General features: G+C 38.3%; 9 protein-coding genes. 5 read left to right on the top strand and 4 right to left on the bottom strand.

Going from position 1 to position 16,447, the window contains the following annotated elements; all coding sequences use genetic code 11:
• Positions 1 to 18 precede the first annotated feature (18 nt).
• Entirely contained in the window at positions 19 to 3,747 is a 3,729-nt protein-coding gene (locus tag R2R71_RS05500) for a sensor histidine kinase (protein WP_316830253.1), read from the top strand.
• Here R2R71_RS05500 and R2R71_RS05495 read toward each other — a convergent pair whose 3' ends face one another.
• On the bottom strand, positions 3,748 to 4,650 hold the full coding sequence (locus tag R2R71_RS05495; RefSeq protein ID WP_316830252.1) for a hypothetical protein: 903 nt from the start codon (positions 4,648 to 4,650) through the stop codon (positions 3,748 to 3,750).
• Positions 4,651 to 4,860: 210 nt separating this feature from the next.
• On the opposite strand from R2R71_RS05495, the gene R2R71_RS05490 reads away from it, so the two are divergent.
• Positions 4,861 to 6,405: a glycoside hydrolase family 10 protein gene (locus R2R71_RS05490; RefSeq protein WP_316830251.1), complete on the top strand. Its 1,545-nt coding sequence runs from the start codon at positions 4,861 to 4,863 to the stop codon at positions 6,403 to 6,405.
• Here R2R71_RS05490 and R2R71_RS05485 read toward each other — a convergent pair whose 3' ends face one another.
• Both R2R71_RS05485 and nagB read right to left on the bottom strand, forming a co-directional pair.
• Positions 6,406 to 7,548: a DUF5009 domain-containing protein gene (locus R2R71_RS05485; protein WP_316830250.1), complete on the bottom strand. Its 1,143-nt coding sequence runs from the start codon at positions 7,546 to 7,548 to the stop codon at positions 6,406 to 6,408.
• 169 nt (positions 7,549 to 7,717) lie between these two features.
• Positions 7,718 to 9,637 (bottom strand): glucosamine-6-phosphate deaminase, encoded by a 1,920-nt coding sequence (gene nagB, locus R2R71_RS05480; protein ID WP_316830249.1) that lies wholly within the window; start codon positions 9,635 to 9,637, stop codon positions 7,718 to 7,720.
• Positions 9,638 to 9,791: 154 nt separating this feature from the next.
• Between nagB and R2R71_RS05475 the strand changes: the two genes are divergently transcribed.
• The 3 genes from R2R71_RS05475 to R2R71_RS05465 all read left to right on the top strand — a co-directional run bounded on the left by R2R71_RS05475 (position 9,792) and on the right by R2R71_RS05465 (position 15,493).
• Complete coding sequence (locus R2R71_RS05475; protein ID WP_316830248.1) at positions 9,792 to 10,988, top strand: anhydro-N-acetylmuramic acid kinase; 1,197 nt, start codon at positions 9,792 to 9,794, stop codon at positions 10,986 to 10,988.
• Between the two features lie 67 nt (positions 10,989 to 11,055).
• Positions 11,056 to 14,175, top strand: coding sequence for a SusC/RagA family TonB-linked outer membrane protein (locus tag R2R71_RS05470; RefSeq protein ID WP_316830247.1), 3,120 nt, complete (start codon positions 11,056 to 11,058; stop codon positions 14,173 to 14,175).
• A gap of 19 nt (positions 14,176 to 14,194) precedes the next feature.
• A complete protein-coding gene (locus R2R71_RS05465; RefSeq protein WP_316830246.1) occupies positions 14,195 to 15,493 on the top strand; it encodes a RagB/SusD family nutrient uptake outer membrane protein in 1,299 nt (432 codons plus the stop codon).
• A 101-nt stretch (positions 15,494 to 15,594) separates the two neighbouring features.
• Here R2R71_RS05465 and R2R71_RS05460 read toward each other — a convergent pair whose 3' ends face one another.
• Positions 15,595 to 16,341, bottom strand: a complete 747-nt coding sequence (locus R2R71_RS05460) for a DeoR/GlpR family DNA-binding transcription regulator (protein ID WP_316830245.1) — start codon at positions 16,339 to 16,341, stop codon at positions 15,595 to 15,597.
• Between the last annotated feature and the right edge of the window lie 106 nt (positions 16,342 to 16,447).

Below are 16,447 nucleotides of genomic sequence, written 5' to 3'. Positions count from 1 at the left end.
TAATATCTTTATCAATAGATGAAATTGAGCTTCGGGGTAAAAATAAGGTTTCTATTGCTTGTTTTAGGCTGCTGCCTCATTGCAACCTCAATTTCATTAAGTCGCTTTACAACCAAAGAAGAGCTTCTGGAGCGCGATGCAAAAAAGGTACAGGAAAACCTCATCGTGAAGGAAAATATTGTAGATGATTTTCTTTCCAATAAAAAAGAAGTAACCCAAGCCAAGCGATTTCATTTAGATGCCAACAGCGCTTTAAATTTCCTCGATTTTTATCGCAAAAACGGGATAAACCTTCAAACTTTTCAGCACAATAAACTGAAATACTGGAGTACAATTAAAGTTTCAGATATAAACCCTAGAAATATAAAGGAAGGAAAATCTGTTTTATATTTTTCTAACGGTTTCTACGAGGTTATAAAAAAAACCGACGGGGATTTTGTCCTCATTTTTTTTATATCTATTCAGTCGCGGTATTCCGTTCCCGAGAACAGGTATTTTAAAAATGATATGGATCCACAGTTGTCGGATTCAAAAATAATCACCCTGTCAGAATATAATGATAAGGAAGTCTATTCAATAAAGAGTAAAGACAACACCTTTCTCTTCGGCCTAAAAATAAAACCTGGCTATACTGATAATTATTATTCTGATACACAGTTATGGCTTTTTATTGCAGGGATTCTGTGCATTTGCATGTTTTTTAATTCATTAAGCTCATTAATTGCCAGGAAAGGCTATTTAATTTCCGGAAGTCTTTTGTTCCTTGCTTTTTTTGTTACCGCCCGTTTAACTGATATAAATTACGGCTGGTTTAACCATCATTTCCCTTTGGAATTATTCGACCCAAAAATATATGCGGCCAACGATTTCATGCCTTCATTAGGCGATTTTTTATTGAATGTTTTGGCTGGAACATGGTGGCTTTTGTTCGTTTATAATCACAAAGAGCAATATAAATTTCCTAACTGGATAACAAAAAGCAAAATACTGGGACTATTTATACAAAGTTTATTACTGATTAATATTTCGATGATGGCTTTTTTTGTTGATGGGTTGTTTTTTGGGCTTATCAATAATTCAAAAATAAACTTCGATATTATTAATATCCTGAAACTGAGCGGTAACAGTTGGGTAAGTATCGTTATTTTGTGTCTGGTATGGTTTCAGATTTACCTGATTACCGTTATTTCCATTGAAGTAAGTAAACAGCTTAATGTTTCGAATAAAGAAAGATTAATATTGTTTCTTACAGGCTTTGCAGGAGTGTTCATTTACAAGTTGCTCACCGATTTTACCGCCTTCTTTATTGTTTATGCCTTGGTTCTGCTTATCGTTGGAAGAATTTCATATATAAAGGAGAAGTATTTTTCTGTAGGCATGCTATCCATCATGTTTTTTTGCCTGGCATTTAACACCTCCATAAAATATATCAAATATAAAGATATTAAAGAACGCAGTGAGCGGGAATTACTGGCGAGGAAAGTGCAATCATCTGAAGATCCGAATGCAATTATCGCATTGAGCAAACTCGAGAGGCAATTACTTGAAGACGAGTTTTTGGTTAAGTACTTTACGAATTATCAAACGGCTAACTTTGCTGTTTTAAAAAATCATATCAGGGGTTATCTGGATGGTTATTTAGGACGATATGATTACAATATCTACGATTATAATAAGTTTGAAACGGCTATAAATAATGTTGAGGCGCAACCGATTGAGAAGTATAAACGCTTGGTAGAATCTGGGTCGGTAAAAACAGAAGCTTCAAACTTTTTTTATCAGGTTAATAATACTTTTGGTTATCAGGATTACTTTGGAATCATTCCAGTAGTTAAACAAAATAATCTGCTGGGCACATTAATTATCGAATTGCGATCTAAACCTTATAATTATAGTAACCGTTTACCTGATTTACTTGCCGACCAAAAGTATAGCAAGGACGAAGAATTTAAAAACTACTCAATTGCGCTGTATAGCAATAATAAGCTTTTAAATCAATCCGGAGCTTATACTTACCCTCTTGACGGCAGTATTTACAAAGGTAAGCTCGATGATTTTGTTATCAACAATGATGATGCACTCCGTTACAGCAACCTGATATTTAAACCCAGCAATAGTAAAATGGTGGTAATCAGTAAGGAGAAAGTTGGTTATGTTGAACGTTTGGCAGCACTTTCATTTTTCTTTCTGGTATTCATTATTTTCTGTATTATTCTTTATGGTTTGGTGTGGCTGATAAAGAACCTTGACGATGATAGGGTGGGCTGGTTTAGTATTAACCGGCATTTAATGATTAATGCCAATAAAATTCTTTATAAAACCCGCATACAGGTAACAATTGTTTTAACTGTTGTGGCTACCTTACTAATCGTTGGCTGGTCAACCTACTGGTATATGAATACCGAGTATCGCGGCCAGCAGGATGTTTTAATAAAAGATAAAATCAGAAAAGTTCAGCAAAACTTCGAAAAGCAGGTTTTTAATGAAGGTAAAATAAGTACTGATGAAAATGCAGTTGCTGATTTTAACAACTTTGCTGATATCAATAATGCTGATTTAACGCTTTTTGATACCAATGGTGATGTGATTATGACTACCTACCCTAAGTTATACAACTACCGGATAATTGGCCGGAAAATGGGTACGAAAGCATTCCTTAATTTAAGTGGACTGCAAAGATCAGAATTCATCAATCAGGAAGAAAAGATAGGTAATTTAACTTATGCTGCTGCTTATGCACCAATAAGAAATGCGCAGAATAAAACCATAGCTTATATCGGATTGCCAAATTACTCAAACGAGGATGAGTATAAAGATAAGATTGCACTTTTTGTAAGTAACCTGATTAACTTATATGCATTGGTTTTCGTTGCCATTGGTGTACTCGCCGTGTTTTTGGCTAACCAGATTACCAACCCGTTAACATTTTTGCAGGAAAGTTTCAGTCGTACCAAAATCGGGCAGAAAAACGAACCGATTGTTTGGCGCAGGCATGATGAGATCGGCTCGTTAATTAAAGAATACAACAGTATGATTGCTGCGCTCGAAGATAGTGCTGCCAGGTTAGCTCGTTCTGAAAGAGAGAGTGCCTGGAGGGAAATGGCAAAGCAGGTTGCCCATGAAATTAAAAACCCTTTAACGCCGCTTAAGCTAGGTGTACAGTTACTGGAGAAATCATGGAAAGAAAAAGATCCTAACTTTGAACTGAAGTTCAATAAGTTCAGTAAGTCATTTATTGAACAGATTGATAGCCTTTCTAAAATCGCCTCCGAATTCTCGAATTTTGCAAAGATGCCGGATACGCAGCTTGAGCAAACTGCTGTTCTTTCTGTTATTGAACAGGCAAGAGAAGTATTTAAGAGTGCAGAAAATGTAGATATTAATGTGATTAACAAATCTGTAATAAACATTTACATTCAGGCCGATAGGGATCAGCTTTTGCGTTCTTTCAATAACCTGTTTAAAAATGCAATTGAAGCTAACGACGACGAAGGCGCCTGTGAAATAAACGTAACTGTTTATAACGACAATCGAAATGCCTACATCGAAATTAAAGATAATGGGAAAGGTATTCCTGCAGTATTACACGATAAAATATTTGTGCCCAACTTTACAACAAAGACATCAGGTACAGGATTAGGTTTAGCCTTCGTAAAACAGGCAATCGAAAATGCAGGTGGAAATATCAGTTTTACTTCGATAATTGGAAAGGGAACAACTTTTTACCTGAATTTCCCTTTAATTTAGCTACCTTAATTCTATTTGCGCTTTACCCATGGTGGCACCATCTGTGTATAGGATAACAGTATAGATGCCTTTTATATAGGGCTTTGGATTTGCCCAGTCAATTGTGTAAACACTTCCGTCGTTATTGTAGTCGATATAAACGGAGTGGGTATATTGCATTTCCTGTCCGTCGGCTTCAAAACGGTTACTTTCTTCGGCAAGCAGGTTTCCTGCCGGATCGAATACCCTTAAAAATACGTTGTGATGGCCTTTTTCGGCTAGTTCGTTTGGCGTAACATTAAAACGGATGCTTAATTTTTCAGCGGTTGAGGATTTGGTAACTTCTATTTTTTTTCCGCTTGATTTTGTTCGGTAAGCAACGATCTCAGCTTTCTGAACCTTTAGCGCTGCGGCTATTTTAACTTTGGCATTTAAGTTTGAGTTTTCGTTAGCCAGGCTATTTACCTTATCGTTGGCACTTTTTACCGAGTTTTCAAGGCTATCTTTTGTAGATTTTAAAAATATATTTTCTTTTTGCAGCTGAATTACCTGGTCATTATAATTTTTAATAAAAACCTTTAGTTCTTCAATCTGTGTCTGGGCCTTATCAAGCTCTGATTGTGTAATCTTACCTTTTTCAAGGGCAAGTTTTAGTTCTGCTATCTTTTCCCGTGCAAGTTTTTGCTCGCCTACAAGTTTTTCATTTAAATCGAGGTTAAGTGCATTAACCTTATCTAATTCAACCTCTATTTTTTCTACTTCTAATCTAAGTTTATCCTTTTCGGTGCTCACCGTAACCAGGCGCTCGCCTTGCTGTCGGTCTTTAAAAAATAAGTATCCGTTTGTTCCAATTAGGGCTGCAATTACAATAATAAGGAAGTAAATTTTGTTTCTATCGCCTTTATTAACGTTTTGTGGTTCCATTTTAAATAATGCTCAGTTCGTTTCAGTTAATATAATTTATGTCTTCATAGGTAAATGGTAACACAATCAGGTTTCAGTAGAAACGGGGCGCAAATTATAATTTTTAATAAAATTATATGAGTTTTTAAAAAAAATCGTTTACTTGCTAATGTTCAAATTGTATTATAATAAGAACAAACACACATTTCGAATAAAAAAACAGACAGAATAATGCTTAAAAACTTTCTATACGCAATTTTATCTTTAACTATACTACCTTATATATTAAATGCACAACCAACATCAAAAATTGCACCAAAAAGAGAGTTTAGAGGCGTTTGGATAGCTACAGTGACTAATATCGACTGGCCATCTAGGCCCGGATTAACTGTTGATCAGCAGAAACAGGAGCTTATTGGCATTTTAGAGCGGCACAAGGAGCAGGGAATTAACGCAATATTGTTACAAGTACGCCCTGCTGCTGATGCTTTCTACGCGAAAGGCCGCGAACCATGGAGCCAATGGCTGATGGGAAGGCAAGGCCTGGCGCCTTCGCCGGGTTACGACCCGTTGGAGTTTGCGATAAAAGAAGCCCATTTAAGGGGAATGGAGTTACATGCCTGGTTTAACCCTTATCGGGCCAGTATGAGTATGACCTCGGCATTGAGCAGTGATCACATTACAAAAACGCATCCGGAGTGGTTTTTTAATTATGGTGGGAAGAAGCAATTCGACCCTGGAATCCCTGAAGTAAGAGAATATATTACGCAAGTGATTCTGGATGTTGTGAAAAACTATGATATAGACGGTATACACTTCGACGATTATTTTTATCCTTATCCAATTGCAGGGCAAAGAATTGATGATGGGAATACTTTTTATAAATACCCTAACAACTTTTCAGATATTAAAGACTGGCGCAGGAACAATGTTGATATGCTGATTAAAATGGTTGATGATAGTGTTCATCACTATAAAAAATATGTGAAATTTGGTATCAGTCCGTTTGGTATCTGGAGAAACAAGTATGAAACCCCAGAAGGTTCAGCGAGCAGCGGCCTTTCAAACTATGCCGAACTTTATGCAGATAGCCGGAAATGGGTTAAGGAAGGATGGGTAGATTATATCAATCCACAAATATATTTCAGTTTCAGTAAGAAGGTGGCTCCATTCGGAGTTTTATTAGATTGGTGGAGTAATAATGCTTACGGAAGGCATGTTTATGTGGGTCAGGCAGCCTATCTGGTGAACTCGAGAGCAGAAATGGCCTGGAGAAACCCTGTTGAATTACCTAACCAAATCCGTTCTTTGAGGGAAAATAACCGGATTCAGGGTAGTGTTTTCTTCTCCTCAAAATCGTTAAGTACTGTTGCGAGGGCTTTTGGCGATTCTTTGAAAACCGATTTATACAAATATCCTGCTTTACCTCCTCAAATGCCCTGGCTTGACGAAACCCCGCCTAACCAACCGCAAGTATTAACAGCTGATGCATTAAAGGATGGTGTACATCTGAAGTGGCAGATGCCAATGAAGGCCAAGGATGGTGAAACCGCTTCAGGTTTTGTTATTTACAGATTTGCCGAAGGCGAAAAGATATCAACCCTCGATGCAAAAAATATTTTAAGAATAAGTTTTGAAGATTATCTTACTTTTATTGATACCAGCGTTGAGAGTGGTAAACGTTACAGTTATCTTGTAACCGCACTCGACAGGTTGAAAAACGAAAGTGAGCCTAGTGGCCCAGTTGGAGTCGAAATTCCTTTAGCTAAAGAGTAGTTATACTTTTATAATAATATTCTTTTTATACATAACATAAAGAAGTACATAAAACCCCAAAACATAACTTATAGCCCATACCAGTGAAGCATTTATGGGTGAAAAGAATGGCGTGTAGCATGTTTCGTAAAAACGGACAAGAATTCCGGTTTTGGTACCATCGGGTTTAGTAACCTGAATCAGGTTAAGTACCCGCGGCATTAAACCTGCGAGGAAAAAAACTGTTATTGCATTTACGCCATAAACAACAAAAGGTGTAGTGAATTTTTTGTAACCCTGTACATCAATCACCCAATAACAAAGTGCCAATGCAACGGTAGCTAAACCTCCGGCATACAGTACGTAAGAGCTTGTCCACAGTGCTTTGTTTATAGGGAATTGTAAATCCCATAACAAACCTAAAATGATTGCAGTAATTCCGGTAGTAAATAACCAAGCCACTTTTGTTGGGTTATCTACATCTTTTCTGCGCATCCAGATACCAGTCAAAATACCGAACAAACAAGTCCCGATGGCTGGTAATGTGCTTAATACACCTTCCGGATCCCAGGTTTTAGATGATGCCCAGGTGTGTGCTTCTGTCAGGATGCCCCTGTCAATCCAGGCGGCAAGGTTCGTTTCCTTTTCCATATTCGCGTAGCCAATCCCAGGCACGGGAACAAAAGTCATTAAGGCCCAATAAACAGCAAGGATTACAATAAATGTTTTAAATATTGTTTTTGGCGATGCTTTTAGAAATATTACACTGCTAATGATGAAGACAATTCCAATGCGCTGCAGTACGCCTAATAACCTTACTGTTTGTAATGCATGTGCAGGATCGTTTAATAACTTGCCAAAAATTGCGAGGAAAAAACCAAGGAAGTAAAGAATTAATCCACGCTTAACCGCTTTAATAATTGTTTTTCTATGCGTAGCAGGATCAGCTTTGCTGCTGCTCATTGCAAAAGCAATAGAAACGCCAACAATCCAAAGGAAAAAAGGGAAAACTAAATCCGTTGGTGTGCAACCATTCCACTCAGCATGCTCTAAAGGAGCATAAATGTGCCCCCAGCTACCGGGATTGTTTACTAAAATCATGGCGGCTACGGTTAGCCCCCTTAAAAAATCAAGAGATAGCAAACGTTGTTTTGGCTGAGTCATTATCAGGAAAGGTTAGATTGAGAAACTAATTTAGAGTATTGTTTTTAATTTTACCAATAAAGTTGATTGGTCTTTATTGAATTCGTATGTATATATAAAGTGTTTTTAAATCAAAAAGCTGCTTAGAATTAACCAAGCAGCTTTTTCTAAATATTTCAAGTTTAAAATTTTAGAATTTCCAGCGAACGAAAGCTTCCATAGCCTCATATTCAGCCAAACCTAATGCGTCGTAAGCTTTAGCGGTATCACGATTGCGGTCTTCCGCTCTTTGCCAGAATTCCCTTGCATCATCACCCGGGAAAACAGCACGGTCTTTCTGACTTTGGTGTTTAAAAATTGCATATTTTTTGCGTTCCAGTTCCTGTGGACTAATTGGCACAGCCATTTCAATTTCATGGGTTTCAAATTCATGCCATGCGCCCCGATACATCCATAACCAGCAATCTTTCGCCCAGTCTTCGGTTTTACGGAGTTCAGTTAAAGCAGCAAGAATGATATTGAAGCAAACGAGGTGTGTACCATGTGGGTCTTCAAAATCGCCTGCGGCAAATACCTGCTGTGGTTTAACCTTTTGCAAAAGCTCAATAGTTAACTCCACATCAGCATGGGTTACAGGGTTTTTCTGGTTTTTACCGCTTTCATAAAATGGAAGGGCCTGGAAATGGATATGATCATCTTCGAGTCCGCAATAACGGGCACCCGCGATTGCTTCTCCTTTTCTGATTAAGCCTTTTACCGTCTGAATCTCTGGTGTATCTACCTGGTTTGGTCTCTTCTGCTCAATAAAAGCCCTCATTTTGTGGTAAAGATCTTTTAAATGCGAATTATCCATGCCCATTTTTTCAGTGAAATCTACGTTGAATTCCACAAAACGTAAAGCATCATCGTCCCAAACTGCGGTATTACCTGAAGTCTGATAAGCCACATGCACATCATGTTTCTGATCTACCAACCTGATAAATGTCCCACCCATCGAAATTACATCGTCATCAGGATGCGGAGAAAAAATGATAACCCTTTTTTTAGCAGGTTCCGCTCTTTCCGGGCGCTGCGAATCATCGGCATTCGGTTTGCCTCCGGGCCATCCTGTAATGGTATGCTGAAGTTTGTTGAAAATATGAATATTGATATTATAAACCGGCCCTTTTTCAGTGGCCAGTTGTGCCATACCATTATTGTTATAATCATCCTCAGTTAATTTAAGGATAGGTTTTTTAAGTGTGTTTGCTAACCAGATTACTGCTTTACGAATAAGCTCATCTGTCCAGATGCAATCTTTAACCAGCCATGGTGTATCAAATCTTGTTAAATCTGAAGCTCCCGGAGCATCTAAAATAAACTCAACATTATCTGATAACTGCAGGTAAGTGGCTGGCACTTCGCCAGAAATTTCGCCTTCAACCGCTTTTTTAATAATCGATGCCTTTTTACGGCTCCAGGCCATAAGTATAATTTCACGAGCCTTAAAGATTGTGCCAATGCCCATGGTGATGGCTTTTGTTGGTACAAAAGATTTTCCCCCAAAATCACGGGCAGCATCACGACGTGTTAAGTCATCTAAGGTTACTAAACGTGTTCCTGAGTTGGGTGCTGAACCCGGCTCATTAAAACCAATGTGTCCGGTACGACCGATACCCAAAATCTGAATGTCCAATCCTCCTAAATCACCAATCTTCTTTTCATAATCTAAACAGAATGCAGGAATATCTTCCAGTGCCAGTGTGCCATCCGGAATATGTACATTGTTCTTATCGATATCGATATGATCGAACAGGTTTTCGTTCATAAAAGTAACGTAACTCTGTGCCGCATTGGGCTGCATCGGATAATACTCATCCAGATTGAAAGTAATCACGTTTTTAAAACTTAAGCCCTCTTCTTTATGCAGTCGAACCAGTTCGGCATAAACTGCGATTGGGGTAACACCTGTTGCTAAGCCCAGTACGGCAGGTGTGTTGTTTGCTTGTTTTGTCTTGATAAGACCTGCAATGCGTTGCGCAACATTTACAGAAGCAATTTTAGGATTTTCGAACACGCTAACGGGTAATTTCTCGAAACGCGTCTCCTCCAGTAGATTTAATCTTGCCATTTTTTTTATATGGATTTTAATGTACGGAGCAGTAAATATAGAAACATATGCCCGGTTTTTAATAAAGGTTATTTACTTTTATTTAAACTATTTTGGCAAAATTGGCCTAAGAATACAAACAAACGTTTGATTCCTTTCAACAAATTAACTAATTATGAATCAGCAGATAGAAAAACTTTATTCAAAAACGAACAAGAAAGAAAGATTAATAATTGGCTTAATGAGCGGTACATCTATGGATGGTCTTGACATTGCACTGTGTAAAGTACAGGGAAGTGGCGCTGAAACAGTTATCGAAATACTTGAATTTAAGACAGCCGGTTTCACCAACGATTTCAGGGCAAGGATAAAGGCAGTTTTTTCTAAAACGGAGGTAAACTTGCAACTGGTTTGCCTGATGAACGAATACATTGCAACAACTCATGCCATTTTAATTAACGAAGCCTTAAAAGAGTGGGGATACAAAGCTGAAGCTATTGATTTTATCGCAAGCCATGGGCAAACGATTTTTCATGCCCCTAAATCATTACATAAATTGCCCGATTACCCAAACGGTACATTGCAAATTGGGGATGGCGATCATATTGCCGTTAAAACAGGTATCATAACACTTTCTGATTTCAGGCAAAAGCATTTAGCCGCAGGAGGAGAAGGCGCCCCATTAGCTGTTTATGGCGATTATCTTATATTTTCGAAGAAAGATGAAGACCGTATAATGCTTAATATCGGAGGTATTGCAAACTTTACCTACCTGCCAGGAAACCTGAATGCTGCAGAAATTTTTTCTACAGATGTTGGACCGGGAAATACATTGATGGATCAGTATGTGCAAAAACATTTCAATCTGTTTTATGATAAAAATGCCGGAATTGCATTAAAGGGAAACTTAAATCAAAATCTGTTAAATGCATTGCTTGATTTTGGTTTCTTTGAAGACGGTTTCCCTAAAACAACAGGCCCGGAGTTGTTTAACATAGAATACTTGGAAAATGCTCAAAAAAAATCATCAACAGAAAATATCAATAAAGAAGATGTAATGGCCACACTTTGCCATTTATCGGCCGAAACCATATGCAATGCCATAAAAAAATGTTTCGGTAACCATGCTGAAGCACATGTTTTTATGAGTGGTGGTGGGATGCACAATCCGCTATTGGTTAGCCTTTTGAAAGCGAAACTTCCAAACTCCATTTTTCTTACTACTGATGATTTAAATATAAATCCTGATGCAAAGGAAGCTGTTTTATTTGCCGTACTTGCCAATGAAACCCTTTGTGGAAGCCCAATAAACTTTGGTAACAGGCAAGGTGTACCATCGGTTTGTATGGGGAAAATTAGTCTTCCTGAATAAAATATTTGGTTTGTAAGGGATTTTATTAAATTTGTTTTAATCCTAATCTTTACTAAATCCTAATTTTATGGAAAAAATTTACCTTAAATGGTCATCAAGATTTTTTGCAGTTTTGATGATCCCATTTTTGCTGGTTATGTGTACCGATACGGCAAGCGCTCAGAATAAGCGTTATACCATTACCGGAAAAGTAACTGAGGCAGCAACTAAAGACCCTATACCTGGAGCGGTTGTGAAAATCTTAAATACAACGCTGGCTACCAGTACGGCGGCAAACGGAACTTATACTTTTGCTGTTGATTTAGCTCCTGGAAAATATCAGATTCAATTATCCTATGTAGGGTTTAAAACCTTGACCCAGGCCGTAGACCTGGGTAGTAGTGAGCAGGTTCAGCTCAATGGAGCACTTGCTACCGATGCCGTAGGTTTAGATGAAGTTATCGTTACCGGTACATCGCAGGGAACAACGCGTAAGCAATTGGGAAGTTATGTAAGTACGGTTAAAGGCGATGATTTAAATAAGGCACCTAGTGGAAATGTCTTATCTGCTTTGCAGGGAAAAACACCTGGAGCACAAATCAGCCAGAACAATGGAGATCCGGCGGGTGGTATGTCGGTAAGATTAAGGGGTATCAGTTCCGTTTATTCTTCTTCTGAGCCGCTTTATATAATTGATGGTGTTATCGCGAACAACTCAACTACACGTGTAACCAATACCTCTGCCAATTACGACGGGGGAAATTTTGTTGGTTCAATAGGGCAGAACAGGATGGTTGATATCAGCCCAGCTGATATTGATCACATTGAGGTTTTAAATGGTGCCGCTGCCGCCGCAATTTATGGTTCCAGGGCTAACGCGGGTGTTATTCAGATTTTTACCAAAAGAGGTAAATCTGGTGCAACACAAGTTAGTTTTAATACGGCGCTAACCATTAGTGAATTGCGTAAACAAGTTGAGGTAAATCAGGCACCAATTAAATTCGGTGGCTCTGTTAATACAGAAACGCAGGATATTTTAACCCCATCATTAACCAATACAACTCCGGTAACACGTTATAATTACCAGGATTACATTTTTCGTACTGGTGTTGGAACCGATAACTCCGTATCGGTTTCAGGAGGAAACGATAATACTAAATTTTACACCTCTGCAGGATATTTTAAAAATCAGGGGATCATAAAGAATACTGATTTTACCCGTTATAATTTCAAAGCCAATCTCGATCAGAAAATTAACAACTGGGCAAGAATGACAGCTGGTTTTAATTATGTTCATAGTGATGCAAATGAAAAACCTGATGGCAACTCTTTCTTCTCACCGATGAACTCTGTAACCATCATTGGCAACTTCCATGATATTTTTGCCCGTGATGCCCTGGGCAATCTACTTGCTGTTGGTGAGCGTGGAAGGGTTAATCCGGTTTCGGTTATTGAAGACATTAAGCAGCGACAGTTTTCTAACAGGATCATTGCAAATACCGGATTGAAATTAAATCCGGTTAAAAATTTAACAGTTGATTACACAATGGGCGTTGATAACACCATCCAGAATGGAACAACCTATATTCCTCCTTTTGCTTATAATGTAAGCACGGGCTTTTATGGCGGCGGCCCAACTTTAGATCCATCTTTAAATGGTTATGCTAGTGCTGCCAATGCAACTACAACATTGTTTAATAACGAATTAAACTTCACCTACGATGCGAAGTTATCATCTCTTTTAGGTTCAACAACACAGTTGGGTGGTTCCTATCAGTATCAAAAAGACTTATATAGTTTGTTAAATGGAAGAGGTTTGGCTCCTTTTGTACAAACAGTAAATGGTGCTAGTTCTATCTTACCGAATGTCGACAGAAGATCTGAATTCTCTATTTCTGGAGCGTATTTACAGCAAAACTTTAAATACAAAGATCATTTATTTGTTACGGGTGCTGTTCGTGTGGATCAATCGACAGTTTTCGGAGAGGATAACCGTACACAGTATTATTTAAAAGGTAATATTAGTTATGTTCCTTCGTCAGCCGATTACTGGAAAGATTTTGGTGTAAGTTCATGGTGGAATGCCTTTAAGCTCCGTGCCGCTTATGGCGAGTCGGGTAATTTAACCGGAATTGGTCCTTACGATCGTTTTAACGAGTATACTTCGAGTTCTTATGTTGGTAAAATATCATTGGTTTCAAGCGGGCAGCTGGCAAATACAAGTGTTAAACCAGAGCGCCAGAAAGAGCTGGAAATCGGTACAGACATGGCCTTTTTCAATAACCGCTTAAGCTTAACTTTTAGCTGGTATAATAAAAACGTAAAGGATTTACTTATTCCGGTAGTTGTTGCACCAACAACAGGTTTCTCAAGCTTACTTGATAATGCAGGCTCGATTAGAAACAGGGGTTTTGAGTTAATGGTAAGTGGTGTTCCTTTAAAAACGAAGGATTTTAGCTGGAATTCTACAGTAATTTTTAACCGAAACAGAAATAAAGCCGTGGGTACTGGTGGTTTACGTTTATTATCTACAAACCCAGGTGCTCCGGTTGCGATCATTGATGGACAGCCAATAGGCGTTTTCTATGGAACATTTTTCGCCCGCAAAGCCGATGGAAGCTTGCTAACCAATGCTGCCGGAATACCACAGCTGGAAAGAGGCGTGCAAACTTCCGCTACAACCTATACCGTTCAAAGAGATGCCAATGGTTTACCAACAGGTACAACACTTCGTAAAGTTTTAGGGGATCCAAATCCGGATTATACCGCATCATTTGTTAACGATTTTACTTATAAAAGATTAAGCTTACATATTCAGCTTGATGCTGTTCAGGGTGGTGAAGTTTGGAATGCCGACTGGCGTACCAGACAAGGGGTTGGAAATGGTAAAGTTGCTGAGCAGGAAGATCTGGGGCAATTGCCAAGGGGATATATCGCAGGCGTTTATGCAACAGAAGAATGGCGTATTGATGATGGCTCTTTTGTTAAATTAAGAGAGATTTCATTAAGCTATAATTTAGGTAAAGTTTCTTTTGTAAGAGATTTAACAATTAATGTGAGCGGACGGAACTTATTTAGCTGGGATAATTACAAAGGATATGATCCTGAGTTAAACTCAGGAGGCCAATCGACAATTTTGAGAAATATTGATTTTGGCTCCGTGCCAATTCCGCGTACATTTTCTTTGGGTTTACAGGCTAAATTTTAATTCCTAAAAATTAATTATTATGAAAAGAATCAACATAAAATATTCGTCTTTTTTGATAATGATTACAGCTTCATTCATGTTGTTTTCGTGCAAAAAAGAATACAAAGACCCTAATGGGGCAATGGCTACCGACGTGCTGGCATCATCAAAAGGTTTAACGGGCGTTTCTGTTGGCTTACAAAGGGTTTATACAGTTAGCAGGCCAGGTTTGCTTTTTAATTCAGTTACTGCCAATGGTTTTGTAACTAATGAAATTTTTCTGCTGAACTCTGGTAATATACCCGAATTACAATTAAGTACCGGAGGGAACGCAGTAGATGGAACCAACTCTATCCTGCTAAACATGTGGGCCAATGCAAATAAAATTATTTACGATGCTGATAATGTAATTACAAATGCCGGAACACTTGCCGACAAAAATTATGCTGCAGGTTTAATAGCTTATTCAAGTATTTTTAAGGCACTTGCAATTGGAAATATGTCTCAGTATTGGGAGAAGGTTCCGGCCTCGGTTGGAACGAATGTTAATTTTATTACCAGGGTTGAAGGCTTTAATCGTGCAATTTCAGTAATCGATAATGCGATTTCAGTAATTGGTGCCAATCCGGTAAGTGCTACTTTTCTGGCGCAAATTCCGGCAGGGATTGACATCACCAACACTTTATATGCCTTGAAAGCTCGCTATGCATTATTCGCAGGAAATTATTCACTGGCTTTAACAACGGCAAACCTCGTGGACTTAACCAAAAGATCATCATTTAATTTTGATGCAATTACTCTAAATCCGATTTTCGAGGTAGCTACATCAACAAATAATGTTTTCCAGCCAACAAATGCAAACTTAGGTTTAACAGGGGCAAATATCCCTGATGCGGCCGATAAACGCGTTACGTTTTATACCACAACAAATACGATTGCGCCAACAGTTCGCATTAGTGGCTTTGGGGCAGCAGCAGCAAGTGCATTTCCAATTTACCTGCCTGGCGAAATGACATTAATTAAAGCAGAAGTTTATGCTAGACAACCTGATTTAACCAATGCTTTAACCGAATTGAATAAAGTAGTTACTAAAACTGCAGCTTCTGATCCTTTCGGGGTGGGTGCCGCGCTTCCGGTTTTAACCGGGCCATATACGCAGCAGCAATTACTCGATTTAATTTACAAACATCGTTGTATCGAGCTTTATATGTCGGGCTTAAAGCTCGAAGATATGAGGCGATTTAATCAGCCCACGGCAGATAGGAAAAGAAATTTCTTCCCTTATCCATTCCAGGAGCGGGATAATAATCCTAATACTCCTGCAGATCCAACATTCTAATGAAATAAAAGGCGCTCTAATTTAGGGCGCCTTTTGTTATTTTAAGAAACAGTTTATAGTAATTCTTTCTTTATCATTCGAAGATTTAAAAAACGAATTTTTTAAAGGATATGCGTGTGCTTTACTCGATAGCTTTCTAGTGCCTCATCATCCTTATTGAGTTCGGTTACCAGATAACTGATGCTTTCAATGGGGCAAACCTTTAAACGCAGCGAAATGCCGATTTTTTCTGATATGCAAAGTACCGCCGATTTTTTTGAAGCCGCCAGCATCGCTTTTTTTAACTGGTTAATTTCCCAGTCGGTATCAGTTAATCCTTCTTCATGATGAATGGCACTGGTCCCCATGAGGCATAAATCGACTTTAATTTCTGCAAGTTGATTAATTACATGACCGCCATAGGTTATCTGCGAATTTTTTGAAAACAAGCCACCAATCAGGATTACTTCAATATTGCTGTATTTGGCCAGTTCTACGGCTACTAAAGGGCTTATGGTAAAAAATGTTGCTGCAAGTGTTTCTGGTAGTTGCTTTACAAACTCAAGAATTGTGGTGCCCCCACCGGTTAAAACAACCATTCCATCCTTTATTAAAGTAGTAGCTTTTTTTGCAATAATGATCTTGCTGTCCCTGGCATAAACTGTGCTATCATCAAATGAAGAATGATAAGATTTAGATAATGCACCTCCATGCACTTTAAAAAGAAGCCCCAAATCCACAAGTTCCTGTAAGTCTCTTCTGATGGTATCTTCCGATACGTTTAGTAATTGCACTAAATCGGATGTTAACACCCTGTTGTGCAGGTTAATCTGGCGCATGATGAAATCATGGCGTTCTTTCTTTAACATAATTAATGATTGGTCATTACTAATATATGAAAAAAAACAATTATTTGCGTTTTTGTGCGGTTTTGTGCAGCTATATTTTGCATGACGGCTTAAAATAGTTTGTTAA

The organism is Pedobacter aquatilis (assembly GCF_032678405.1).
GTDB lineage: Bacteria > Bacteroidota > Bacteroidia > Sphingobacteriales > Sphingobacteriaceae > Pedobacter > Pedobacter aquatilis_A.
The sequence above is the reverse complement of the archived record's forward strand: the minus strand, read 5'-3'. Positions and strand labels throughout refer to the sequence as shown.

Coding starts and splice junctions, on each gene's coding strand:
- R2R71_RS05490 (WP_316830251.1), top strand. CDS start 4,861: ATGCTTAAAAACTTTCTATACGCAATTTTATCTTTAACTATACTACCT.
- R2R71_RS05475 (WP_316830248.1), top strand. CDS start 9,792: ATGAATCAGCAGATAGAAAAACTTTATTCAAAAACGAACAAGAAAGAA.
- R2R71_RS05460 (WP_316830245.1), bottom strand. CDS start 16,341: ATGTTAAAGAAAGAACGCCATGATTTCATCATGCGCCAGATTAACCTG.
- R2R71_RS05500 (WP_316830253.1), top strand. CDS start 19: ATGAAATTGAGCTTCGGGGTAAAAATAAGGTTTCTATTGCTTGTTTTA.
- R2R71_RS05470 (WP_316830247.1), top strand. CDS start 11,056: ATGGAAAAAATTTACCTTAAATGGTCATCAAGATTTTTTGCAGTTTTG.
- R2R71_RS05465 (WP_316830246.1), top strand. CDS start 14,195: ATGAAAAGAATCAACATAAAATATTCGTCTTTTTTGATAATGATTACA.
- R2R71_RS05485 (WP_316830250.1), bottom strand. CDS start 7,548: ATGACTCAGCCAAAACAACGTTTGCTATCTCTTGATTTTTTAAGGGGG.
- nagB (WP_316830249.1), bottom strand. CDS start 9,637: ATGGCAAGATTAAATCTACTGGAGGAGACGCGTTTCGAGAAATTACCC.
- R2R71_RS05495 (WP_316830252.1), bottom strand. CDS start 4,650: ATGGAACCACAAAACGTTAATAAAGGCGATAGAAACAAAATTTACTTC.